Source organism: Nitrospina gracilis 3/211, assembly GCF_000341545.2.
Taxonomy (GTDB): domain Bacteria; phylum Nitrospinota; class Nitrospinia; order Nitrospinales; family Nitrospinaceae; genus Nitrospina; species Nitrospina gracilis.
This window is the reverse complement of record NZ_HG422173.1, coordinates 749,906-771,729: the sequence shown is the minus strand read 5'-3', so window position 1 is coordinate 771,729 and position 21,824 is coordinate 749,906. Positions and strand designations below refer to the sequence as shown.

At 60.5% G+C, this 21,824-nt stretch carries 22 protein-coding genes, 2 tRNA genes and 1 other RNA gene; 14 read left to right on the top strand and 11 right to left on the bottom strand.

Going from position 1 to position 21,824, the window contains the following annotated elements:
* Nucleotides 1–180: 180 nt before the first annotated feature.
* Nucleotides 181–1,188: an adenosyl-hopene transferase HpnH gene (gene hpnH, locus TX82_RS03575; protein WP_005006939.1), complete on the bottom strand. Its 1,008-nt coding sequence runs from the start codon at nucleotides 1,186–1,188 to the stop codon at nucleotides 181–183.
* Nucleotides 1,189–1,426: 238 nt separating this feature from the next.
* Between hpnH and TX82_RS03570 the strand changes: the two genes are divergently transcribed.
* The gene (locus TX82_RS03570) at nucleotides 1,427–1,675 is read left to right on the top strand and encodes a hypothetical protein (RefSeq protein ID WP_042250468.1); all 249 of its coding nucleotides are present in this window, start codon (nucleotides 1,427–1,429) and stop codon (nucleotides 1,673–1,675) included.
* Between the two features lie 94 nt (nucleotides 1,676–1,769).
* Here the strand turns inward: TX82_RS03570 and trhP are convergent, their stop codons facing one another.
* Nucleotides 1,770–3,149 carry a prephenate-dependent tRNA uridine(34) hydroxylase TrhP gene (trhP, locus tag TX82_RS03565; protein WP_005006934.1) on the bottom strand — a complete coding sequence of 460 codons (1,380 nt, stop codon included), beginning with the start codon at nucleotides 3,147–3,149 and terminating at the stop codon, nucleotides 1,770–1,772.
* 55 nt (nucleotides 3,150–3,204) lie between these two features.
* Entirely contained in the window at nucleotides 3,205–3,888 is a 684-nt protein-coding gene (locus TX82_RS03560; RefSeq protein ID WP_005006927.1) for a thermonuclease family protein, read from the bottom strand.
* A 96-nt stretch (nucleotides 3,889–3,984) separates the two neighbouring features.
* On the opposite strand from TX82_RS03560, the gene TX82_RS03555 reads away from it, so the two are divergent.
* Genes TX82_RS03555 through hypE form a run of 12 tightly spaced genes read left to right on the top strand, consistent with a single transcriptional unit; the run spans nucleotide 3,985 to nucleotide 15,022 of the window.
* Nucleotides 3,985–4,722, top strand: a complete 738-nt coding sequence (locus tag TX82_RS03555; protein ID WP_005006925.1) for a 5-formyltetrahydrofolate cyclo-ligase — start codon at nucleotides 3,985–3,987, stop codon at nucleotides 4,720–4,722.
* A gap of 39 nt (nucleotides 4,723–4,761) precedes the next feature.
* Entirely contained in the window at nucleotides 4,762–5,925 is a 1,164-nt protein-coding gene (locus TX82_RS03550; RefSeq protein WP_005006924.1) for a 4Fe-4S dicluster domain-containing protein, read from the top strand.
* Nucleotides 5,922–6,404 (top strand): cyclic nucleotide-binding domain-containing protein, encoded by a 483-nt coding sequence (locus TX82_RS03545; protein WP_005006921.1) that lies wholly within the window; start codon nucleotides 5,922–5,924, stop codon nucleotides 6,402–6,404. Before TX82_RS03550 ends, TX82_RS03545 begins: the two co-directional genes overlap by 4 nt.
* Nucleotides 6,404–7,252: an FAD/NAD(P)-binding protein gene (locus TX82_RS03540; protein WP_005006919.1), complete on the top strand. Its 849-nt coding sequence runs from the start codon at nucleotides 6,404–6,406 to the stop codon at nucleotides 7,250–7,252. Before TX82_RS03545 ends, TX82_RS03540 begins: the two co-directional genes overlap by 1 nt.
* A gap of 1 nt (nucleotide 7,253) precedes the next feature.
* Nucleotides 7,254–8,081, top strand: coding sequence for an NADH-quinone oxidoreductase subunit B family protein (locus TX82_RS03535; protein WP_005006915.1), 828 nt, complete (start codon nucleotides 7,254–7,256; stop codon nucleotides 8,079–8,081).
* Complete coding sequence (locus TX82_RS03530; RefSeq protein ID WP_005006913.1) at nucleotides 8,059–9,351, top strand: Ni/Fe hydrogenase subunit alpha; 1,293 nt, start codon at nucleotides 8,059–8,061, stop codon at nucleotides 9,349–9,351. Before TX82_RS03535 ends, TX82_RS03530 begins: the two co-directional genes overlap by 23 nt.
* Before the next feature lie 11 nt (nucleotides 9,352–9,362).
* Nucleotides 9,363–9,851, top strand: a complete 489-nt coding sequence (locus TX82_RS03525) for a hydrogenase maturation protease (RefSeq protein WP_005006912.1) — start codon at nucleotides 9,363–9,365, stop codon at nucleotides 9,849–9,851.
* Nucleotides 9,844–10,140, top strand: a complete 297-nt coding sequence (locus tag TX82_RS03520; RefSeq protein ID WP_005006910.1) for a hydrogenase/urease maturation nickel metallochaperone HypA — start codon at nucleotides 9,844–9,846, stop codon at nucleotides 10,138–10,140. The genes TX82_RS03525 and TX82_RS03520 overlap by 8 nt, the downstream gene beginning before the upstream one ends.
* Nucleotides 10,127–12,592 carry a carbamoyltransferase HypF gene (hypF, locus tag TX82_RS03515; RefSeq protein WP_005006909.1) on the top strand — a complete coding sequence of 822 codons (2,466 nt, stop codon included), beginning with the start codon at nucleotides 10,127–10,129 and terminating at the stop codon, nucleotides 12,590–12,592. Before TX82_RS03520 ends, hypF begins: the two co-directional genes overlap by 14 nt.
* 4 nt (nucleotides 12,593–12,596) lie before the next feature.
* Nucleotides 12,597–12,857 carry a HypC/HybG/HupF family hydrogenase formation chaperone gene (locus TX82_RS03510; RefSeq protein ID WP_005006907.1) on the top strand — a complete coding sequence of 87 codons (261 nt, stop codon included), beginning with the start codon at nucleotides 12,597–12,599 and terminating at the stop codon, nucleotides 12,855–12,857.
* A 7-nt stretch (nucleotides 12,858–12,864) separates the two neighbouring features.
* Entirely contained in the window at nucleotides 12,865–13,950 is a 1,086-nt protein-coding gene (gene hypD / locus TX82_RS03505; protein ID WP_005006906.1) for a hydrogenase formation protein HypD, read from the top strand.
* Nucleotides 13,951–13,960: 10 nt separating this feature from the next.
* Entirely contained in the window at nucleotides 13,961–15,022 is a 1,062-nt protein-coding gene (gene hypE, locus TX82_RS03500; RefSeq protein ID WP_237100577.1) for a hydrogenase expression/formation protein HypE, read from the top strand.
* Between the two features lie 59 nt (nucleotides 15,023–15,081).
* Here the strand turns inward: hypE and TX82_RS03495 are convergent, their stop codons facing one another.
* A complete protein-coding gene (locus tag TX82_RS03495; RefSeq protein ID WP_005006904.1) occupies nucleotides 15,082–15,279 on the bottom strand; it encodes a hypothetical protein in 198 nt (65 codons plus the stop codon).
* Nucleotides 15,276–17,030: a YeiH family protein gene (locus tag TX82_RS03490; protein ID WP_005006902.1), complete on the bottom strand. Its 1,755-nt coding sequence runs from the start codon at nucleotides 17,028–17,030 to the stop codon at nucleotides 15,276–15,278. Before TX82_RS03490 ends, TX82_RS03495 begins: the two co-directional genes overlap by 4 nt.
* A 243-nt stretch (nucleotides 17,031–17,273) precedes the next feature.
* On the opposite strand from TX82_RS03490, the gene TX82_RS03485 reads away from it, so the two are divergent.
* Nucleotides 17,274–18,236, top strand: a complete 963-nt coding sequence (locus TX82_RS03485) for a ketopantoate reductase family protein (protein WP_042251776.1) — start codon at nucleotides 17,274–17,276, stop codon at nucleotides 18,234–18,236.
* A 67-nt stretch (nucleotides 18,237–18,303) separates the two neighbouring features.
* Here the strand turns inward: TX82_RS03485 and TX82_RS03480 are convergent.
* The 6 genes from TX82_RS03480 to TX82_RS03460 form a co-directional block, all read right to left on the bottom strand.
* Nucleotides 18,304–18,378: transfer RNA gene (locus TX82_RS03480), tRNA-Asn, on the bottom strand.
* Between the two features lie 300 nt (nucleotides 18,379–18,678).
* On the bottom strand, nucleotides 18,679–19,287 hold the full coding sequence (gene recR, locus TX82_RS03475; RefSeq protein ID WP_005006897.1) for a recombination mediator RecR: 609 nt from the start codon (nucleotides 19,285–19,287) through the stop codon (nucleotides 18,679–18,681).
* Nucleotides 19,284–19,613 carry a YbaB/EbfC family nucleoid-associated protein gene (locus tag TX82_RS03470; protein WP_005006895.1) on the bottom strand — a complete coding sequence of 110 codons (330 nt, stop codon included), beginning with the start codon at nucleotides 19,611–19,613 and terminating at the stop codon, nucleotides 19,284–19,286. Before TX82_RS03470 ends, recR begins: the two co-directional genes overlap by 4 nt.
* Nucleotides 19,519–21,342 (bottom strand): DNA polymerase III subunit gamma/tau, encoded by a 1,824-nt coding sequence (dnaX, locus tag TX82_RS15030; protein WP_005006893.1) that lies wholly within the window; start codon nucleotides 21,340–21,342, stop codon nucleotides 19,519–19,521. Before dnaX ends, TX82_RS03470 begins: the two co-directional genes overlap by 95 nt.
* 52 nt (nucleotides 21,343–21,394) lie before the next feature.
* Nucleotides 21,395–21,492: signal recognition particle sRNA small type (gene ffs / locus TX82_RS15635), an RNA gene on the bottom strand.
* 191 nt (nucleotides 21,493–21,683) lie between these two features.
* A tRNA-Ser gene (locus tag TX82_RS03460) sits at nucleotides 21,684–21,769 on the bottom strand.
* Between the last annotated feature and the right edge of the window lie 55 nt (nucleotides 21,770–21,824).

Sequence of the window (21,824 nt, the reverse complement as noted above, 5' to 3'; positions counted from 1 at the left end):
TGGAAACTTCCGGAACGGGGCCCTCGGACCATCGCTGTAACTATCGGGCAGTACCCTGTTTATTCTCCTCGTAGAGGAGCGGGCGTGGCCCGCGGCAAGCAAGTGAACCTTGCGGAATGGGCCCTCGGACCATCGCTGTAACTATCGGGCAGTACCCATTTTCCTCCCCGCGTCGCGGGGCTATTGGAAGACGGCTTTGGCGGAGTACACCATGTTGCGCAGGCCGCGCGTCGAGTCCTCCACCGCCGTGGCCTCGTACCCGCAGTGGGCCGTGCAGTCGCGGCACTTGTCGTGGTTGCGGTGACCGTAACTGTCCCAGTCGGTGGTCTTCATCAACTCGCGGAAGCTCCCGGCATAGCCTTCGTCGAGCAGGTAACACGGCTTCTGCCAGCCGAGAACGGAGTAACACGGATTGCCCCACGGCGTGCAGTCGTAATCGCGCTTACCCTGCAGGAAGTCAAGGTAGAACGGTGAATGATTGAAGTTCCACCGCCCGTCTTTGTTGCGGTTCAACAGGTCGCCGAAAAACTCCATGGTCTTCGCGCGGCCGGGAAAATGTTCCTGGTCCGGCGCATCCGGATACTGGAAGGCGGAAGACACCGTCATGCCGTCCACGCCCAGCGGCCGGATATGGTCGAGAAACTGCTCCGCGTATTCAACGGAGACGCCGTCGAAGAAGGTGGTGTTGGTGGTGACGCGGAAACCTTTTTTCTTGGCGGCGCGGATGGCATCGATGGCCTTGTCGTACACGCCTTCTTCCATGCAGATATGGTCGTGGTGTTCCTTCATGCCGTCGAGGTGAATCGAAAGCGTGAGTAACGGCGATTTCGGCAACCGATCTAGATATTTCTCGAGCAGGATGGCGTTGGTGCACAGGTAAACATAGCGGCCCTGCTTGACCAGGCCTTCGATGATCTCCACGATGTGCGGATGGATCAGCGGTTCGCCGCCGGCGATGGAGACGATCGGCGCGCCGCATTCCTTCGCGGCTTTCAGGCACTGCTCCACGCTCAGATACTGTTTAAGAATGTCGTTGGGTTTCTGAATTTTTCCACAACCCGTGCACTCGAGGTTGCAACGGTAAAGGGGTTCGAGCATCAACACCAGCGGATACTTTTTTTTGCCGAGGAGTTTTTGCTTGAACAGATAAAACCCAACTTTCATCGCCTGTCGAATTGGAATCGCCATATATAAATGTCCACTCTTTTAAATGCGGTTGAGAATCACGCAGGATGGGCCGTCCGGTTGAAAATTACGGGGTGACCGGAATCCGGCTTGCGCTCGGCCTGTAACTTGTTAAAATTCAAATAACAATTGAGGCGATCCATATTATATAAGCAAGCCGCTCCCGGTTTCAAAAATAATTTGGCCGAAGGCCTCATTCTAATCCAGGCAACCCGCTCCGGGACCCCGCCCCAGAAGGGCGGTGGACCGCACACCGCCGGGCCCGCTTCTTTCGAATGTCGAGGACCCCGTTTTGAGAAAAGTCGCCGCCCTTCTCAGCATCGCCGTTATCATCCTAATCATTGATGGGACAATGACTTACGACTTTTTCGACCTGGAGAACAAGAGCTTCGACTTCTGGCTGGCGGCGGGGCTGACGGTCGTCATTTTCATCGTCCTGTGGTTCGCCGAAACCTCCCAGCGGCCCAACAAACCGGGCAACGACAACTGACCCCAGGCCCGATTTCCCGCGTATTGCGTGAGGGGGGGTCGCAAACCGGCCGCTTCCCTTACAGGAAACCGGCTGGAAACTGTGCGTGCAGGAGTTATTGCGCTTGCAGGGAGAGAGAGTCCGCCGTCTGCTGGCTGACGACGCGGCTGAGCAGCGCGTAGGGTTCGACGGCCTGATCGGTGGCGATCCACACCCGGCCCGCACCACCGTGAGCGACGTTCACCGCTTCGCCTTTCGCGTTCTCGATGGCGGCGATGTGGAAGTAACTCTGCCGCGAGGGAGAGATGTACTCGACGCGGTCGCCCACTTCAATGCGGTTCTTCACTTCCACTTCCATCCAGCCTTTGCGCGAATCCGTCACCTGCCCGGCGAACACCTGCGGCAGGTCGGTTTCCTGCGCGGAGTCGAATCGTTCGGTCTGGTGATCCGACCGCGGCACCAGAAATGCGGAAGTGAAACCGCGGTTGGCGGTCTTGTTGATCTCATCGATGAGTTTGGGATCGAACGCCTGCCCGCGCGCGAGGTCGTCGATGGCGCGACGGTAACTGCGCACCACCATCGACAGATAGTAGATGGTCTTGGTGCGTCCCTCGATCTTGAACGAACACACGCCCGCATCATGAATCGGTTTCAGGTACTCGATGGCGCGCAGGTCCTTCGAGTTCATAATGTAGGTGCCATGCTCGTCTTCGTCGATGGGCATCAGCTCGCCCGGCCGCTCCCGCTCTTCCAGAAAATACTCTCCGGACAGGATGTTCGGGTTGTGCGTGCTCTGCACGGGCGCCGACTCGTGCGGCTGTTGATGCACGTCGTACTCCCACCTGCAACTGTTGGTGCAGGTGCCCTGGTTGGCGTCGCGGTGGTTGAAATAATTGGACAACAAACACCGGCCCGAATAGGCGATACAAATTGCACCGTGCACGAACGACTCCAGCTCCATCCCCGGCACCTTGGCGTGGATCTCCGCGATCTCCGGCAAAGACAACTCGCGCGACAGGATGATGCGGCTCACGCCTTCGTCGTACCAGAACTGCACCGATTCGTGGTTGATGGTGTTGGTCTGCACCGACAAATGCACCGGCACGTGCGGAAACTCGCGCCGCGCGAAACGGATCATCCCCGGATCGGCCATGATGAAGGCGTCGGGTTGCGCCTCGGCGTAAAACGCCAGCGACTGCTTGAACGATTCGATCTTGCGGTTGGGCGGCAGGATGTTGGCGGTGATGTAGATTTTCCGCCCCATCCGGTGCGTGCGTTCGATGGCCTCTTTCAGCGTCGCGTCCTTGAACGGGTTCTCGCGGGCACGAAGCGAGAAGCGCGGAATCCCCGCGTACACGGCATCGGCACCGTAGGCCAGCGCGTAATCGAGCTTCTCCGGGCTCCCCGCCGGGGCCAACAACTCCGGCACTCCCGTACCGGGAGAGGAAACGGGTCCGCTCCGGGCCGTATTCTGTGACTCGTTTTTCGGTTTCATGATGGTTGATTATATAGAAAGCAACGCCCCGGCGAAAGCTCTTCCTTTATATATATCAGGAAGGACACTGCGGGGCGGGGCGGTAGCCCATCTCCTCGGCCTGTTTCCGGGTCTGGAAGAGGACGGGTTTCCTGATCCGCGCGGCGCGGGAATACCCCCGGCAGGCGGGCCACTGGTAGGTGCGGCTCTGGGGATCGCCTATGATACCGTAATGCAGGACACGGTCGTAATCCATCTCCGCCTGGCTCCACGGTGCGTCGGGGATAACCTTCTCGCGGCGGTGTTCCCACGGCGGGATGGGTTCCTCCTGCATCCACAAACCCAGGCTGTGGGCGAAAGCGTGTTGCTCCAGCGTGGTCAGGCGCTCGTCCGGATCGGGCGTGGCGCGGTAATGCCAGCCATAGCCCTGGGCAATGACCTCCTCGTTCACCACCCGGCCTCCCGCCAGCACGGCGCGGCCCACGTGCCAGCCGTCCTTGTCCACGAACGAGACGTCGACGCGGATGGCGCGGTGCCGGATCAATTCGTCCAGGTAATCGAACGCCTGCTTGCCAAACGGCTGGCCCGGCTCCGGTGCGTCCACTTCTTCCAATCGCACCTTGTATCGTTTATTCTCGACCTCGAGGGCGAAGGCGTCGCCGGAGAGGATCTCCACCGCATGCCCGACCAGGATTTTTTCCGGCGAGCCCAGCGCCGCCGTCAGCAACACTGCCCCCACCGCGAGTTTTATAAAATGCATACCTCATTATATCGGACATACGGGGCAAATCTTTGGTCCCCTTCCAATAAAGTGTTTCTATTGAATGCCACTACAGAGGAATCAGTCTAAAAAGCCATGACGCGCAAGACCAAACAGTCGGTAAGGCAGGCGGTGTGGTCGGAGATGACCCGGGAGAAAGCCGCACGCTTTCCGTTTCCCATCAAGGGCCGTATCCCGAACTTCAAAGGAGCCGAAGCCGCCGTCGAACGCCTGCGCACACTTACCTGCTACCAGAAAGCGAAGACGCTCAAGTGCAATCCCGATTCTCCCCAACGGCCGCTGCGCCAGGCGGCTCTGGAAGACGGCAAGACGGTGTTCATGGCGGTGCCGCGTCTCAGAAAAGAACAATGTTTTCTGAAACTGGATCCCGCAAAGATCGATCCACGCAATTTCAAAAAGGCGGCGAGCATTTCGGGATCGGAGCAGTTCGGCCAGCCTGTCACGCCGCAGGAGATGCCGGCGATCGACCTCATCAGCGCGGGGTCGGTGGCGGTGCGCAGAAACGGCACGCGCATCGGCAAGGGCGGCGGTTATTCGGACCTCGAGTTCGGCATCGCCACGGACCTCAAACTCATCACGAAGAAGACGGTCATCGTCACCACCGTGCACGACCTGCAGGTGGTGGACGCGGAATGGGAGGTCATGCCCTACGACATCCCGCTGGACTGGATTCTCACGCCGACGCAATCCATTGAATGCAAAAACAAACACGCGCGGCCGCAGGGCGTGCTGTGGGACCACCTCGACCCCGCCATGCAACGCGACATCCCCATTCTGGAGAGACTTGTTGGACCTTCCCCGCAAAGGGAGTAAACTACAGGTATACAGCCCACCATTCGAAAGGTACGGGTTATGGCGGAGTTGGAGGTTGGCGAACAGGTTTTGCTGGACCGCAAGGGACTCGACGCCCTTTTGCAGGCTCTGCGCCGCGCCCGTTACCGGGTCGTGGGGCCCACCCTCCGCGACCAGGCGGTGGTGTACGACGAGGTGCGGTCGATTGATGACTTACCCGAAGGCTGGACCGACGAACAGGAGGGCGGCACCTACCGTTTAAAGAAACGCGATGACGCCGCGCTGTTCGGGTACATCATCAGCCCCCATTCCTGGAAACAGTTCCTGTTCCCGCCGCGCCAGAAATTGTGGGAAGCCGACCGTAAAGGCCGCGGCATGGCCATCACACCGAGCGAAGACAACGCCCCACGCTATGCATTACTGGGAGTGCGCGCCTGTGAACTGCACGCCATCCGCATTCAGGACAAGGTGTTCCTGGAAGGCCCGTACGTCGATCCCATCTACAAGGCGCACCGCGAACGCGCGTTCATCATCGCCGTGCAATGCACGCAGGCGGGCAACACCTGTTTTTGCGTATCGATGAACTCCGGCCCGAAAGCGGAATCGGGATTCGACCTGGCGCTCACCGAGATCGTGCAGAAAACCACCTCGCACTTCGTGGTGGAAGTCGGCAGTGCGGCCGGTGCACGCCTGCTCTCCAGGGTTCCGGTCAAAAAAGCGAAAGCCGCGGATACCGAAAAAGCCGCACAGGCCCGGGACAACGCCGTCCAACAGATGGGCCGTTCCATGAAAAGCGACGACCTGCGGGAACTCCTGCAAAACAACTACGAACACCCGCGCTGGGAGCAGGTCGCCCACCGCTGCCTCGCCTGCGCCAACTGCACCATGGCCTGCCCCACCTGTTTCTGCTCGACCGTGGAAGACGTCACCGACCTTTCCGGCGACCACGCCGAGCGCTGGCGCAGCTGGGATTCGTGTTTCACCCTGGATTTTTCATACATCCACGGTGGCAACGTGCGCCATTCCACCCTGTCGCGCTACCGCCAATGGATGACGCACAAACTGTCCACCTGGCACGACCAGTTCGATACCAGCGGATGCGTCGGGTGCGGGCGCTGCATCACCTGGTGCCCGGTGGGCATCGACATCACGGAAGAAGTGGCTGCCATCCGCATCCCTCCGCCCCCTTCCGGCAACCACGAGGACGAGGAGTCTCCGCCATGAACGCGCAGGAAACCAACATGAAAACCCTGGAACCCATTCTCTCCGAGCATCCGTTCTTCGACGGACTTCAGGAAAAATACATGAAGCTGGTCATCGGCTGCGCATCGAACGTGCGGTTCGAGTCGGGGGAGTTTCTGTTTCGCGAAGGTGCTGCGGCGGATCATTTTTACATCATCCGGCACGGACGCGTGGCGCTGGAGATGGCGCCGCCCAACAAGCCGCCGATGATCGTGGACACCGTCGAAGGCGGACAGGTGCTCGGCTGGTCGTGGCTGGCGCCGCCTCACCTGTGGCATTTCGATGCGCATGCAATGACCCTCGTGCGCACCATCGCGCTGGATGCCGCCTGTTTGCGCAAAAAAATAGAAACCGATCACGAACTCGGGTACGAACTGTTCCGGCGGTTCTTCATCATCGCCGCCGAACGCCTGCAACACACGCGCATGCAGTTGATGGACGTCTACGGGAGCACGGTCTGATGTTCGCCGCCGTACAACCGATGGCGCAGCCCATGGTGCCGGAACCGCACCGCATCCTGCGCGTGCAGAAGGAAACGCGCGACAGCTTCACGCTGGAAACCCAGCCGGTGAAAGGAAGCAGGCGGTTTGCTTTCAAACCGGGCCAGTTCAACATGCTGTACGTGTTCGGCGTGGGAGAGGTGCCGATTTCCATCAGCGGCGATCCTCAGAAACCGGACACCCTGCTCCACACCATCCGCGCCGTCGGCACGGTGACGCGTCACCTGAAAAACCTGCGGAAGGGGGACGTCATCGGCATCCGCGGTCCGTTCGGGTCGCACTGGCCGGTGGAAGCGGTGGAAGGGAACGACGTCGTGTTCATCGCCGGAGGCATCGGGCTGGCGCCGTTGCGTCCCGCCATCTACCAGGTGCTGGCGCGGCGGGAAAAGTACGGTGACGTTTTCATTCTGTACGGGGCGCGCACACCCGCCGACATGATTTTCCGCAAGGAATTGGAGCAATGGCGCGGCCGTTTCGACCTGGAAGTGGATGCGACGGTGGACACGGCCCAGCGCGGCTGGCTGGGCAACGTAGGCGTGGTGACGCAGATCGTGAGAAAAGCGAAGTTCGACGCGCACCAGACCGTCGCCATGATCTGCGGACCGGAGGTGATGATGCGGTTCACGGTCAACGAGCTGATGGATGAGGGACTGAGCCCTGATGATATTTACCTGACGATGGAGCGCAACATGAAATGCGCCATCGGATTCTGCGGGCACTGCCAGTACGGACCGGACTTCGTCTGCCTGGACGGCCCGGTGTTCCCATACCAGCGCATCCGCCGCCTGTTCAGCAAGCGGGAGATCTGACATGGCACGGAAGAAGAAAACAACCGCGGCCCAACGCAGACCGCCGCATCATAAACCGAAACTCGCGGTGTGGAAGTTTGCGTCCTGCGACGGATGCCAGTTGAGCCTGCTCGACTGCGAGGACGAACTGCTCACTGTTGCCGAGCACATCAGCATCGCACATTTCCCGGAAGCGTCGAGCCGCATCCTGAAAGGCCCGTACGACGTATCGCTGGTGGAGGGATCGATCACCACTCCGCACGACGCCGAGCGTATCCACCGGATCCGGCGCATTTCGAAGACGCTGATCACCATCGGTGCCTGCGCCACCGCCGGGGGCATCCAGTCGCTCCGCAACTTCAAGGACGTCAACGAATTCATCTCCATCGTGTACGCCACACCCGATTACATCGACAGCCTGAAAAAATCGACCGCCATCGAGGAACACGTGGCCGTCGATTTTCAACTGCAGGGATGCCCCATCAACAAGCACCAGTTGCTCGAGGTGATCAACGCGTTTCTGAACGGACGCAAACCGAACACGCCGGCGCACAGCGTGTGCCTGGAATGCAAGCGCGCGGGCAACGTGTGCGTCATGGTGGCGCACGGCACGCCGTGCATGGGTCCCATCACCCACGCCGGGTGCGGCGCGCTGTGCCCGGGTTATAACCGTGGTTGTTATGCCTGTTTCGGTCCCAAGGAAAAAGCCAACACGAATGCGATGAGCCGCGCGTTTCTGGACATGGGCATGGACGAGGACAGCGTGCGCCACCTGTTCCGCGGGTTTTACGGCTGGACCAAAAAGTTCCGCAGGGAAAGCGAAACGTATGAAAAAAACCCGGACCATTAAAGTCGATTACCTGGCGCGGGTGGAAGGCGAGGGCGCGCTGTACCTGAAAATCCAGAACGGTGCGTTGAAGGACGTGCAACTCAGGATCTTCGAGCCGCCGCGTTTTTTCGAAGCGTTCCTGCGCGGCCGCCAGTTCACCGAAGCACCGGACATCACGGCGCGCATCTGCGGCATCTGCCCCATCGCTTACCAGATGAGCGCGGTGCACGCCATGGAAGACGCGCTGGGGGTGACCATGACCCCGCCTCTCCGCGCCCTGCGCCGCCTCATTTACTGCGGTGAATGGATCGAAAGCCACATCCTGCACGCATTCATGCTGCACGCGCCGGATTTCCTGGGATACCACGACGCCATCCAGATCGCCAAAGACCACAAACAGCTCATCGAAAACGCTCTGCGTTTCAAAAAACACGGCAACGAGATCGTCGCTTTTCTCGGCGGACGCGAGATCCATCCCATCAACGTGAAGGTTGGCGGATTTTACAAGGTGCCGCGCAAAACCGATTTCAAAAAGCTGGAGGAAAACCTGAAATGGTGTCGCGACTTCGCGCTGGAGGCGGTTGGGTTCGTCGCGAAACTGCCGTTTCCCGATTTCGAAGTGGACTACGAATTCGTCGCACTCCACCACCCGGAGGAATACCCGTTCAACGAAGGCCGCATCGTGTCCAACCGCGGACTCGACATCGCCGCCCGCGAGTACGACGATCATTTTGAGGAGCAGCACGTCGAGCGGTCCAACGCCCTGCATTCGGTATTGAAAGCGCGCGGCAATTATTTGGTTGGGCCGCTGGCGCGGTTCAACCTGAATCACGAAAAGCTTCCGGCCATCGCGAAACAGGCCATGCACGCGGCCAGGCTCAAAGCGCCGTGCCGCAATCCGTTCAAGAGCATCATCGTGCGTTGCTTGGAGACATTGTTCGCGGTGGACGAAGCCCTGCGCCTGATCCGCCATTACGAGATGCCGGATCGGCCCGCGCTCGATATCGAACCGAAAGCGGGAACCGGTTACGCCTGCACCGAAGCGCCGCGCGGCATCCTGTATCACCGCTACCGCATCGACGACGCAGGGCTCATCCAGGACGCGAAGATCGTACCGCCCACGTCGCAGAACCAGAAAACCATCGAGGAAGACCTGCGGCAGTTCGTTCCTCAGTACATGGATCTTCCCGACGACAAACTGCAATGGCAGTGCGAGCAGGCGATCCGCAATTACGATCCGTGCATCTCCTGCGCCACGCATTTCCTGAAAATGGAAGTGGACCGTTCCTGAAAGGACTCGCCATGACAGAATCTCCCCATATTCTCGTGCTCGGCATCGGCAACCTGTGGCGCGGCGACGATGCAGCGGGACGCCACGCGGCCCGGCGGCTGGCGGAACGGATCTCTTCGCACAACGTCGCCGTGCGGGAAGTGGAGGGAGAGGGCGCGGCAGTGATGGAGGCCCTGGAAGGGTTCGACGCCGCCATCCTGGTCGACGCGGTGGAATCGGGCGCGTCTCCCGGCACGGTGCACTGCTGGGACGTGAGCACGGAAAGCATGAATGCAAAATTCCTGCGCTGCTCGACGCACAACTTCAGCGTGCACGACGCGGTGGAGATGGCGCGCGCCCTCGGCAAACTGCCGCCGCGAGTGATCGTGTTCGGCATCGAAGGCAAAACGTTCTCGCCGGGGCAGGGTATGGCGGTGGAAGTGGAAACTTCGATGGATTCACTCGTCTCCCGGGTCCTTGAACAGATTCACACTCTCACCGGGGAAACACGGCATGCATGAACAATCGCTGATGAACGACCTGATGCGCAAAATCCTGTCGGTCTCGCTGAACCACCGGAACGCGCGGGTGGTGGGATTGAACGTGAAGCTCGGGGCGCTGGCACACATCTCGCCCGAACACTTTATGGAGCATTTTCGGGATGCCGCCGCCGGGACCGTGGCCGAAGGGGCGCAGGTGAACATCGAGGTCGGCACGGACACCACCGACCCGCAGGCGCAGGACATATGGATCGAAAGCGTGGAACTGGAAGACCTTTCTGAGGACTCGTCCGGACATGGAAACCGGTGACATCATATCGCGCATCCGCATCACCCTGCGCGGCAAGGTGCAGGGCGTGGGTTTCCGTCCGTTCATCTACAACCTGGCCACGGACCTCAACCTCACCGGGTGGGTCGCCAACACCGGACAGGGGGTGGTCATCGATGCGGAAGGGCCGCTGTCCAATCTCGATGCCTTCCTGTACCGCATTGAAGAGGAAAAACCCCCGCTCGCCCACATCCAGGGGCTGGAACACACCTACCTCCAACCCGAGGGATATACAATTTTTGAAATCCGCGAAAGCTCCGAAGGAACAGCAAAATCGTTCTGGGTGCTTCCGGATGTCGCCACGTGCGGCGACTGCCTGGAGGAGATGTTCGAACCGCAAAACCGTCGTCACCGTTATCCCTTCACCAACTGCACACGGTGCGGTCCGCGGTTCAGCATCATGACCGCCCTTCCCTACGACCGGCCGAACACATCCATGGACCGGTTTGAAATGTGCGGGGCCTGCCTGGGCGAATACGAAGACCCGCAGAACCGCCGCTTCCACGCCCAACCCAACGCCTGCCCGCAGTGCGGTCCCAAACTCTCTTACCTCGATGCCGGCGGAACCAAACAGACCGGGGGAGACGACGCCCTGATGCGCGCGGTCGAGGCCTTGCGTGACGGATGCACCGTTGCGGTCAAGGGCGTCGGTGGATTCCACCTGATGGCCGACGCCACTAACGAGGAGGCCATCGGCCAACTGCGAAAGCGCAAGCAGCGCGAAGAAAAGCCGCTGGCCGTCCTGTTCCCGGATTTCGAATCGGTCCAGCAAGTATGCGACGTGTCTTCGATGGAACGGCGGGCGTTGCTGTCACCGGAAGCCCCCATCGTTCTGCTCCACCGCAAAAACAACTCGCTTCCCGACAACATCGCACCGGGCAACCCGTACCTCGGTGCCCTGCTTCCGATGACGCCTCTGCATCATCTCTTAACGCGCGAACTTGGTCGCCCGGTCATCGCCACCAGCGGCAACCTTTCGGAAGAAACCCTGTGCACGCAAAACGACGAGGCGCTGCAACGGCTGGACACGATGGCGGACGGGTTTCTTGTGCACGACCGCGAAATCGTCAATCATCTGGATGATTCCATCGTACGCGTGGTGCTGGGCCGGGAGATGGTTCTGCGCCGGGGGCGCGGTTTTGCGCCATCCACGTTTCCCATCACGCGGCACTGGGGGTTCGGCAGTGTGGACCTGCAGGTGCTGGCCGTGGGTCCGCACATGAAAAACACCGTCGCCCTGTACAAAGATGGAGAAATCGCGCTGAGCCAGCACATCGGCGACCTTGTATCGCCACATTCGGTGACCACTTTCCAAAATACGATCAATACGCTGACACGGTTTTACGAAATACAGCCGGAACTTGTGGTGCACGACTTTCATCCCGACTACGCATCGACGCGTTATGCGGAAGACCGGGACATGCCGCGCGATGCGGTGCAACACCACTTCGCACACGTGTTGGCATGCATGGTGGACAACGAGGTGCCGCCGCCCGCGCTGGGCGTCAGTTGGGACGGATCGGGGTACGGACTCGACCGCACGGTGTGGGGCGGCGAGTTTCTGCTGGTTACGGAAGAAGGGTTTTCACGCGAAGGCCATTTTCGTTCTTTCATGCTTCCTGGTGGGGAACAGGCGGTGCGCGAGCCGCGTCGCGCGGCGCTGGGCCTGCTTTACGAAATGCTGGGTAAGCAGGTGTTTGAACATAACGACCTCATGAGTTCATTGCGATGGAGTCCTCCCGAACACGATGTACTTTGCGGCATGCTGGATAAACAGATAAACGCACCCCGCACATCGAGTGCCGGGCGGCTGTTCGATGCGGTGTCGGCGCTGCTGGGTCTCGGCAACCACAACCGTTACGAAGGGCAGGGGGCCATGCGGCTGGAGTTTGCCACGGGAATTTTCCTGTCGCCCAAGGAAACCAAAACGGGCCCGGTCAGGTCTCCCGCCCGCGAACCGTGGATCAGTGAAGAGGAAATCCTCGGCACTTCCCGCAATCTGGCGGCTCCGTTCCTCAGTGGCATTCCGTGGTCCGACGAACGCTACACGTTCAGAATCCTGGAAATGGAATCGGGGAAGTCTCCGGCGGAAGCCGTGCACCGGTACACTTACGTGGTGGACTGGCAACCGATGATAGAAGAGATTTTAAGCGACCTCGCCCGGCGCCGTGAGGTGAGTGAAATCGCCACCACGTTTCATCATACGCTGGCGGATATCGTGGTGGGCATGGCGCAACTGGTGGGGGAACCGCGCGTGGTGTTGAGCGGCGGCTGTTTTCAGAACCGGGTGCTGACGGAGATGACGGTGACGGCGCTTCGGGAAGCGGGATTCCAGCCGTCCTGGCACCAGCGCATCCCGCCCAACGATGGCGGTGTGGCGGTAGGGCAGATCCTCGCCGCCCTGCAAAAAGAAGCTCCGAAAACGATGGTGTGATGTCATGTGTCTTGCCATACCGGGAAAAATCGAAAGCATCGAACAAGGCGAGGCGTTGACGCGCAAAGGCCGCATCGACTTTGGCGGCATCGTGAAAGAAGCCTGGCTTTCCTACGTGCCGGAGGCGAAGGTGGGTGATTACGTCATCGTGCACGCCGGATTCGCCATCAGCCGAGTCGATGAACGCGAGGCGCACCGCGCACTGAAGTACCTGGATGAGATGGACCGGCTCGATTCCCCACCGCCGGAGCCGGAGGAGGAGTGACCGCATCATGAAATTTCTCGACGAATTCCGCGACCCGGAAGCGGCCCGGCGCCTCGCCGACGCTTTGCACAAAACCGTCACCCGACCGTGGCGCATCATGGAAGTCTGTGGCGGGCAGACTCACAGCATCGTCAAGCACGGCATCGACCAATTGCTGCCCGAATCCATCACGCTGGTTCACGGACCCGGCTGCCCGGTGTGCGTGACGCCTGTGGAGTTGATCGACCGCGCCATCGACATCGCTCAGCAACCGGGGGTGATTCTCTGCTCGTTCGGCGACATGATGCGGGTGCCGGGTAGCGACCGCGACCTGCTGTCGGTGAAAGCGGCTGGCGGCGATGTGCGCATGGTGTATTCGCCGATGGATGCGGTCCAGCTGGCTGAAGAGAAATCCGAACGACAGGTGGTATTTTTCGCCGTGGGATTCGAAACGACCGCTCCCGCCAACGCCATGGCGGTGCACCAAGCCAAACTTCGCGGCCTCACCAATTTTTCCATGCTTGTCTCGCAGGTGCTGGTGCCGCCGGCAGTGGAATCCATCCTGCAGTCGGAACAGCACCGGATCAACGGATTCCTGCTGGCGGGCCATGTTTGTACCGTGATGGGTTTCACCGAATACGAACCCATCGCCGAACGCTACCGGGTGCCGCTGGTGGTGACGGGGTTCGAGCCGGTGGACATCCTGCACGGCCTGTACCTGTGCGTGCGCCAACTGGAAAGCGGCCGCGCCGAAGTGGAAAACCAGTACACGCGCTCAGTGACACGCACGGGCAACCGTCCGGCGCAGGAGTTGATCCAGAAAGTGTTTCACGTGGTGCCGCGCGCCTGGCGGGGCATCGGGGAAATTCCGGCAAGCGGCCTGAGCCTGACCCCGGAGTATGAAGCGTTCGACGCGGAAAGGCGTTTTGGCGTGACACCGGCTTCTGTGGAACAGAACGGCGATTGCATCAGCGGACGCATTCTTCTGGGACTGGACAAGCCCACAGACTGCCCGGCCTTCGGCGCACGCTGCACACCGGAAAAACCACTGGGCGCCACCATGGTCAGCACCGAAGGTGCCTGCTCGGCGTATTACCGTTACCGTCATTCATAAGGAGCGCACCGTGGACAAACCTCCGCATCGCAAACTGGCCGACGGACTGCAATGCCCCGTTCCGCTGAACGACATTCCGCAGATCCTGCTTTCGCACGGGGGCGGCGGGCGCCTGATGCACCAGCTCATCGACACCCTGTTCGCCGCCGCGTTCGGCACGCAGGCGACGCAACACGACGGCGCGGTGCTTCCGGTTAACGAGGGCGAGCTCGCGTTCACCACCGATTCCTACGTCGTGCATCCGCTGTTCTTTCCCGGCGGTGATATCGGCCGGCTCGCGGTGTGGGGCACGGTGAACGACCTGGCTATGTGCGGCGCGGTGCCGCAATCCCTGAGCGCCGGCTTCATCCTGGAGGAAGGACTTTCGATGGAAACGCTGTGGCAGGTGGTGCAGTCGATGCAGCAAGCCGCGGAAATAGCAGGGGTGCGCATTGCCACCGGCGACACCAAGGTGGTCGAACGCGGCAAGGGCGACGGCATGTTCATCAATACCGCCGGCGTGGGGCGGGTGATCGCACCGCAACCCGTCTCGCCCAGACGGGTGCGACCGGGCGACGCGATTCTTCTTAATGGCGATGTCGGACGCCACGGCATGGCGCTCGTGCAGGTGCGGGAAGGCCTGCGGTTCGAGTCGGCGATCGAAAGCGATTGCGCGCCCCTGAATGGCATGGTGCGCGAACTGATCGAAGGCGGCATCGACCTGCATTGCCTGCGCGACCTGACGCGCGGCGGACTGGCCACCGCGCTGGTGGAAATCGCCAAAACCTCATCGTTGTCCTTCGCGCTGGAGGAAACGAAGATCGGTGTGACCGACGCCGTGCGCGGCGCGTGCGAGCTTCTGGGATTCGATCCGCTTTACGTCGCCAACGAGGGACGTTGCGTGGCCTTCGTACCAGAAAAGCAGGCGGAGTCCGCACTTCAGATCATGCGGCGGCACGAAACGGGGCGCAACGCGGCATGCATCGGCACCGTGGAGATGGAGGCTCGCGGACGCGTCACCCTGCACAACGCCTTCGGCACGACCCGCCTGCTCGACATGCTGAGCGGTGACCAACTGCCGCGCATCTGCTAGCGGGTAAAATCCGCGGCAAGGGGGATAAAATCTAGATTGAGCGAGTGGGCCCTTGTTCGTCAATAATCCACATCGGTGTAGAACAGGCCGGAGGCGTTGAGTCCGTTGGCTTTCACCGAAGCCGCCACGCCCTCGGCCCACGGCAGGTGATCCGCCACCCACGGCAGAACGCCGAAAGCGAACGTCAAGAGCAACGCCACTCCAATAATAAACGTGCGCACATCGCGAGGGATTGAAAGTTTCGTTTGCGTTTTCATATCTGCGCCGTGATTTCAGGAAAGACAACGAAGAACATCAGGTACGCCATCGCCAGCGTCAGGACCAGGTTCAGCGTTTGGCCGCACAGGTACAGGATGAGCGGTTGTCCTTTGTGAAAGTAATGGCCGAGTTCGCGGAAATTGGTGGCGAGCCCGATGCTGACAAACGCGAGACAGAAAAACCAGCCGCGGCCGATCTTCGTCCAGCCCTTGATGACACCGTCGGTGATCATCGCTTCACCCACGCCGGGTCCGAGTCCGCTGTAAATCGACGACACCAGGATCGAGGCGAACACGAAGCCGATGACGAACTTGGGAAAGCGGTACCAGATTTCCATGGGACCGGGACGCGGCCGCGCGGGATCGCGTTCCACTTTCGCCACCCAGTACAGCGCAACGCAGAAAGCGATGACGCCGATGAGGATGTTCTGGATCATCTTCACCGTGGCGGCGACATACAACGCGCGGTCGCTCAGGAAAGCCCCGGCGGCGGCCACCGCGCCGGTGGCGTCGATCGTGCCGCCCATCCACGCGCCGCCCAGCACGTGGTGCATGCCGAGCGCGAGGATGACGTTCGGCATCACCACCATCATGACCGAGGTGAACACCAACGACAAGCCGACGGCGAGGGTCAGCTCTTCTTTCTTCGCGCGGCAGGCGGCGGCGGTGGCGATGGCCGCCGAGACGCCGCACACAGACATGTCGGCGCTGATGGTCATGTTGAGCGTTTTCGATTCGATCTTCAACACGCGCTGGCCGAACCAGTACGTGGTGATGAGCACAACCGGTGTCACCACCCACGCCACGAACAGGCCGGGCAGGCCGATGGTGAGCACCTTGCTGAACAGGATTTCCGCGCCGAGCAGGACCAGCCCCGTCTTGATGAAATACTCTACCTGCACGGCGGGCTTCACCCACTCCGGCGTGCCCAGCGTGTTGCTGATGAGCAAGCCCAATAGAATCGCCCACGCGGCGCAGCCGATGCCCAGCGACTTGATGTCCGCCTGCGCCGCGAAGAAAAATGCCAGCACCGCCAGCGCAAAAATAAACGCGAAGCCTTTCAGAAAAGCGAGGCCGCCTCCGTTCATCACCTGCATGCCGAGCGCGAACAGGAGCGCGATGGCGAGTCCGGTGGCCAACAGGTACGGAACCTGGTTGTATGCCTTCGCTTTCGTTTGCTTTTTGGCGGCGGCAACGTTGCGCAGATGATCGCGGTATTTCTGGATGGCGGCTTTGGCTTCGGTGTTGAGCGCCGTCTCGTTGAATCCTGCGGCTTCGGCACGCTGTTCGGCCTGTTGCGCGGCGGCTTTCAGCATTTCCGATTCCGCTTTCAGAATTTCGTAATTTTTCTTCGCCCGTTCGGCTTTGGCTCCGGCGCGTTCTTCGGAAAGAAAAAACGCATCGAGCGGATTGGCCGTCCATTTGTGCGGTTTGTGCGTCCACTGTTTGATAGTTTTGGCGTACGGCTCGCCGGTCGCTTTCAATGCAGACTTCGCGTCCTCGGCTTCGTACCAGGCGAGCGTGTGGAACGGTGCACGCTTCGACTCCTTTTCCAGAACCGCGTTGGCTTCGGCGATTCTGGAGTCGAGTCCGGCGGGAGGATTCGGCAGATAAATGAGAAGGCCCGCAAACAACAGGAACAGTCCCAGCCAGATGGCCCAGTAGTCCTCGGTCTGCCACAGGTCGCTCCACCGGCTTTCAGCTTTGTCGACGACGTAATCGGTGGGGCCGTTGGAGTCAGGATCGGACATGGTGTTTTTCTTGAACCTTGCGAGAGGGTTTTTAAACAATGTCAAAATCTTAAATCACCGGCCTCCCTTATCCAACCTGAATTGCGCGTGCGCCTTTTTCGGACAACGCCCCGGCACATGGGAACCTGAAAAGTACCCATCCTCCTCCCATGCAATGGGCGGATGGGCCCGCCGACCATCGTAGAAACCATCAAGCCACACCCCTTTTCCATCACCACGTAGTGGGGTGGTACAATGCAAGCCATGAAGATTCTGATCTACGGAGCCGGGGCGGTGGGACTGGGGCTCGCGTCCTGCCTGATGAAGACGGGAAACGCAGTGGATGTGGTCGGCCGCGCGGCAACGGTGGAAGCGCTTCGCCGGTATGGACTGACGCGCACAGGACTGTTCGGCGACTTCCATGCACCGCCATCCGCCTTCGGCGCGGTGGCATCACTAACCGAACTTAAAGGCAGCACCTACGACTTCACCCTCGTCTGCACCAAGTCGTTCGACACCGCATCGGCGGCGCAGGACCTGGCATCCGCCGCGTTCATAAACAATGCCCGCACCCCGTTCGTGCTGTGCCAGAACGGCTGGGGCAATTCGGAGATCTTCGCGCAACACTTTCCTGAAGAGCGCGTGAAGAGCGCGCGCGTCATCACCGGCTTCACCCGTCCGGAGCCACATCACGTGGACATCACCGTGCACGCCGACACCATGCACATCGGTTCGCTGTTCGACGATGCGGTGGACTCATTGCAGGCGTTGAGCGATGCAATCGATGGCGGCGGTCTGCCCTGTGCGGTGACCAAAACGGTGGGGCGCGACCTTTGGGCGAAGATGCTGTACAACTGCATGCTGAACGGATTGAGCACGCTGTTCGACGTGCCGTACGGACTGCTGGGCGAGTCGCCCGACACGCGGCGGCTGATGGACGCCATCGCGCGCGAGGTGTTCGCCGTCATGCAGGCGGCGGAATACCGCACACACTGGGAGTCAGCGGACGGCTACCTCGATACCTTTTACAAAAAGCAGTTGCCCGCGACCTACCGGCACATCCCGTCCATGTTGCAGGACCTGCGCGCCGGCAAGCGCACCGAGATCGACGCCTTGAACGGCGCGGTCATGAAACTGGGCGAACAGCACCGCATCCCGGTCCCGCACAACACGCAGGTGTACCACCTCATCCGCTTCGCCGAGGCCAAACGGAATTTGAAAGCTTGATAGGGGAAACGCCCAAAATCAAAAAGCCGTCCGCCGCGATGCGTTGCGGGGACGGCTTTTCTGTATCTGGCTCCGGAGACAGGACTCGAACCTGTAACACAGCGGTTAACAGCCGCTTGCGCTACCATTGCGCCACTCCGGAATGGTAGTTTCGGGATCGGGTGCTTCTGAAAACCCCATAATTTACGCAATTATACCCGACCGGTCAAGTCAAAACCACCCCGCTTAGCGGGGAAGCAACAGAGTCTATTTTTAAGGGTTTGGGCCGATGGGCCAGACTGATCGAACGAGGGTCGGGGAAATAGGAAGAATTAGGAAGAATCATGAGTAACCCCTCCTCAATCCTCCTCTTGATAAGGGGAGGAATAAATTTTGGAATTGCGCCCGCGGACCTTCGTTCCCGGCACCCCGCATTAGCCTGCTACCCGTGGACAGTGTCCGCTTAATCCGAGAACTTCATCTCGGTGCGGCCTTCGAGGGATTTGGACAGGGTGACGGGGTCGGCGTACTCGATGTCGCCGCCCACCGGCAGCCCGCGCGCGATGCGGGTGACACGCACGTTGCATCCCTTCATCATGCGGGCGATGAACACGGCGGTGCTCTCGCCTTCCATGTCCGGGTTGGTGGCGAGGATGATTTCCTTGATCTCGCGCGTCTCGGTCTTGGCCTTCAACTCGCCGATGGTGAGGTCGGCCGGGCCGATGCCGTCGAGTGGTGAGATCACGCCCATCAGCACGTGGTACTCGCCCTTGAAGTCGCCGATGTTCTCCATCACGTACACGTCGTACGGTTCCTCGACGACGCAGATGACGCCGTGGTCGCGGCGGGTGTCGGAGCAGATGTCGCACAGTTCCTTGTCGCTGATGCCGTGGCAGTTTTTGCACAGCACGATCTTTTCCTTGATGTTGACAACCGCACGCGACAGTTTTTCCGCCTGCTCCTTCGGCCCGCGCATGAGGTAGAACGACAGGCGTTCGGCGGTCTTCTGCCCGATGCCGGGCAGGCGCTTGAGCTCTTCAATGAGTTCCGTGACGGGTGCGGGACGCTTCATGCTTGCGGGGGCGGAAACAGACCGGGGATGTTCAGGCCGCCGGTGATCTTGCCCATCTCTTCCTGCGACAGGGCCTGCACCTTGCGATGAACTTCGTTGATGGCGCCGGTGACGAGGTCTTCCAGGATGGCGCGGTCCTGCATGTTGATCAATTCCTCGTCGATGTGCACCGACAAAATTTCGTTGAGGCCGTTGGCGGTGATCTTCACCATGCCGCCGCCGGCGGAGGCTTCAACCGTTTTGCCTGCGAGCTCGGTCTGCATCTCGGCCATCTTTTCCTGGATGGCCTGCGCATTTTTCATGAGGTCGCCGAATTTGCCGAACATGATGACTTCCTTTTACGTTTAACGGATGACGATGCCGCCGAAGATGTCGAGCGCGTCTTTTAAAATTTCCTCTTCCGACGGACTGCCTTTTTATCGTAGCGCTTTGCCGTTTTTTTTGAGCCGGGCTCGCAGGCGCCGCGCTGGATGCCTGCGTTGCTCCGGGCGCGGGAGCCTCGCTTGCGGACGCTCCGTTGCCCTCGTTGCCATTGGCGATGTCGAGTTGAATGGGAATGCCCGCCCGGCCGCACACCGCCTGCGCCGCGTCGCGGATCACTTCCAGGTTTTCTTCTTTGCCAACGAGGTCGCGCGTGTACGGATCGGGAAAGCTGAGGTGCAACCCGTCTTCACCAAACGCCACCACCGTGCAGTTGTCGAGAAAGGTACCGAGCGACCGTTTCTTCTCGCTGGCCAGCGCGCGGATCTGCTCCCATTGCGATCCCGCCGGGACACCCGGTGCCACAGCCACGGGCGGAACGGAGGGTGCGGGGTCACTGGACGGCACCGGTGCGGAAGCGGCGGCCGGTTGGGTCGCAACAGGCGCGGCCTGCGGCGTCACCACCGCCGCTCCAGCAGAAGATGGCGCGGGCGCGGCGCCGCCTGCGGCATTGATCTTCTGGATCAGTTGATCGATCTCCTGGTACGGACGCACGTCGGTCAGTCGCAGAACCGCCATCTCGAAAATCAGGCGCGGCAGGGAACCGCGTTTCATGTCCATCTCCGCGCGCGACAGCACGGTGAACATCTGGTGCAGTTGGTCCGTCTCCAGGTGGCCCGCCTGTTTCTTCAACGTTTCGATGTCGCAGGTGCGGGTGCTGACCAGCGTTTCGGGTTTCGCCGACACCTTGACGAACATCAGGTTGCGCACGTACTCGATGAGGTCGCGGCAGAACAGGCTGAGGTCCTTACCGCGGTCGGCCACTTCCTGCACGAGTCCGAGCAATGCCGCGGCGTCGCCTGCGATGACGCGGTCCATGAACTGTTCGAGGATGCCCTGGCCGACGATACCCAACACCGATTCGACCGATGCGTGATCCACTTCCCGCCCGGCGAAAGCGATCACCTGATCGAGCAGGCTCTGCGCGTCGCGCATGCTCCCGGCGCCGTTGGTGGCGATCTCTTCCAGGCTTTTCTGGTCGATATTGATGTTGTCTTTTTTGCAGATGAGTTCGAGCTGGGCGCAGATCTGCGCGTGGTTGAGCGGCTTGAACTCGAAACACTGGCACCGCGACAGAATCGTTTCCGGAATCTTGATGAGCTCGGTCGTCGCAAACAGAAACACCACCTGCGGCGGCGGTTCTTCCAGCGTTTTGAGCAGGGCGTTGAAGGCACTGCGGCTCAGCATGTGCACTTCGTCGATGATGTACACCTTGAAGCGGCACGACGACGTGCTGTACTGCACGTTTTCGATGAGGTCGCGCACCTCGGCGACGCCGTTGTTCGATGCGCCGTCGATCTCCAGAACGTCGAGGCTGTTGCCTTCGCGGATTTCGATGCAGTGGGTGCAGGTGTCGCAGGGCTCGGGCGTGGGACCCTGCTCGCAGTTGAGCGCTTTCGCCAGCAGGCGCGCGGTGGTGGTTTTGCCAACGCCGCGCGTGCCGGAGAACAGGTAGGCGTGGGCGATGCGGTCCAGCTCGATGGCGTTTTTCAGGGTGCGGACAATATGTTCCTGTCCGATCAGCTCCGAAAATTTCTGCGGACGCCATTTGCGCGCCGAGACCTGGTAATCCATGCGTGACGACCTGCGGAGGGGACCAGCGGACGCTGGGGAAAATTCAAGGCAGAATTGTTGGGGAACTCACAGCACCCAAGGAAACTTGCTACCGTTGCTTCCTTCCGGACCTGGCGGGGTTTACAAGACCTCGTTGCGTGAGGCCCAACAAAACTGCCAAATTCTTTCGACCATCTTATGTCAAAACGGCACCCGATTCCAACCTTAATCCGGCGGCGGGGCGCCCGGAGGCAATCGGTTGAATTTTAAAGGGGCTGAATAATCGGCTGACCCTACTCCGCGCCCACCGGCCAGCGTTCGCGGTTCGATGGATTAGCCAGCTTCACCTCCCTGTAAGGGAGCGGAGAGGGAGGGATTCGAACCCTCGGTAGGGGTCACCTACACACGCTTTCCAAGCGTGCGCCTTCAACCGCTCGGCCACCTCTCCATTTGTTATTGCGGAATGCGGAACAAGGAAATTTGATCAACTCCGCATTGCTCTA

What these genes read in the sequence shown, in the direction of transcription:
- TX82_RS03530 (WP_005006913.1), top strand. Translation starts at nt 8,059, where the DNA reads ATGAAAAAAACCCGGACCATTAAAGTCGATTACCTGGCGCGGGTGGAA.
- TX82_RS03520 (WP_005006910.1), top strand. Translation starts at nt 9,844, where the DNA reads ATGCATGAACAATCGCTGATGAACGACCTGATGCGCAAAATCCTGTCG.
- TX82_RS03555 (WP_005006925.1), top strand. Translation starts at nt 3,985, where the DNA reads ATGACGCGCAAGACCAAACAGTCGGTAAGGCAGGCGGTGTGGTCGGAG.
- TX82_RS03485 (WP_042251776.1), top strand. Translation starts at nt 17,274, where the DNA reads ATGAAGATTCTGATCTACGGAGCCGGGGCGGTGGGACTGGGGCTCGCG.
- TX82_RS03550 (WP_005006924.1), top strand. Translation starts at nt 4,762, where the DNA reads ATGGCGGAGTTGGAGGTTGGCGAACAGGTTTTGCTGGACCGCAAGGGA.
- TX82_RS03490 (WP_005006902.1), bottom strand. Translation starts at nt 17,030, where the DNA reads ATGTCCGATCCTGACTCCAACGGCCCCACCGATTACGTCGTCGACAAA.
- hypF (WP_005006909.1), top strand. Translation starts at nt 10,127, where the DNA reads ATGGAAACCGGTGACATCATATCGCGCATCCGCATCACCCTGCGCGGC.
- hpnH (WP_005006939.1), bottom strand. Translation starts at nt 1,188, where the DNA reads ATGGCGATTCCAATTCGACAGGCGATGAAAGTTGGGTTTTATCTGTTC.
- TX82_RS03535 (WP_005006915.1), top strand. Translation starts at nt 7,254, where the DNA reads ATGGCACGGAAGAAGAAAACAACCGCGGCCCAACGCAGACCGCCGCAT.
- dnaX (WP_005006893.1), bottom strand. Translation starts at nt 21,342, where the DNA reads ATGGATTACCAGGTCTCGGCGCGCAAATGGCGTCCGCAGAAATTTTCG.
- TX82_RS03525 (WP_005006912.1), top strand. Translation starts at nt 9,363, where the DNA reads ATGACAGAATCTCCCCATATTCTCGTGCTCGGCATCGGCAACCTGTGG.
- TX82_RS03540 (WP_005006919.1), top strand. Translation starts at nt 6,404, where the DNA reads ATGTTCGCCGCCGTACAACCGATGGCGCAGCCCATGGTGCCGGAACCG.
- hypD (WP_005006906.1), top strand. Translation starts at nt 12,865, where the DNA reads ATGAAATTTCTCGACGAATTCCGCGACCCGGAAGCGGCCCGGCGCCTC.
- recR (WP_005006897.1), bottom strand. Translation starts at nt 19,287, where the DNA reads ATGAAGCGTCCCGCACCCGTCACGGAACTCATTGAAGAGCTCAAGCGC.
- TX82_RS03545 (WP_005006921.1), top strand. Translation starts at nt 5,922, where the DNA reads ATGAACGCGCAGGAAACCAACATGAAAACCCTGGAACCCATTCTCTCC.
- TX82_RS03510 (WP_005006907.1), top strand. Translation starts at nt 12,597, where the DNA reads ATGTGTCTTGCCATACCGGGAAAAATCGAAAGCATCGAACAAGGCGAG.
- TX82_RS03495 (WP_005006904.1), bottom strand. Translation starts at nt 15,279, where the DNA reads ATGAAAACGCAAACGAAACTTTCAATCCCTCGCGATGTGCGCACGTTT.
- TX82_RS03470 (WP_005006895.1), bottom strand. Translation starts at nt 19,613, where the DNA reads ATGTTCGGCAAATTCGGCGACCTCATGAAAAATGCGCAGGCCATCCAG.
- TX82_RS03560 (WP_005006927.1), bottom strand. Translation starts at nt 3,888, where the DNA reads ATGCATTTTATAAAACTCGCGGTGGGGGCAGTGTTGCTGACGGCGGCG.
- trhP (WP_005006934.1), bottom strand. Translation starts at nt 3,149, where the DNA reads ATGAAACCGAAAAACGAGTCACAGAATACGGCCCGGAGCGGACCCGTT.